This is a genomic window from Mycobacterium ostraviense (assembly GCF_002705925.1).
GTDB lineage: Bacteria > Actinomycetota > Actinomycetes > Mycobacteriales > Mycobacteriaceae > Mycobacterium > Mycobacterium ostraviense.
The window spans coordinates 1-282 of the sequence record NZ_NKRE01000100.1; the positions used below are offsets into that span (position 1 = coordinate 1).

Annotated in this window: 1 protein-coding gene; it reads left to right on the top strand. The window is 36.5% G+C overall.

What is annotated here, in order from left to right; all coding sequences use genetic code 11:
* Positions 1-153: class I SAM-dependent methyltransferase (locus CDN38_RS33710; RefSeq protein WP_180276460.1), on the top strand; the 153-nt coding region annotated here is incomplete at its 5' end.
* Positions 154-282 lie beyond the last annotated feature (129 nt).

Consider the following 282-nt stretch of genomic DNA (forward strand, 5'->3'; position numbering starts at 1 on the left):
CAGCAATCTACGTTTAATTTTCCTGGAAAAGAAGAGTTGAAGCGCATGGTTGAAGAAGCGGGTTTCATAAATGTAAGAGTACGTAGTTATACAGGGGGCGTTGCTGCAATGCACCTTGGCTATAAAGAAAAAGATAATACCAAAGGTGATTAACGTGGCAAAGTTAAACATGAACAATGAAATTAAGAAAGTGGAACAACGACTTGAAAAGGCAATAAAAAGTAAAGATTCTGTATTAGAACAGGCATCATTACACTTATTGTCCTGTCTCTTATACACATC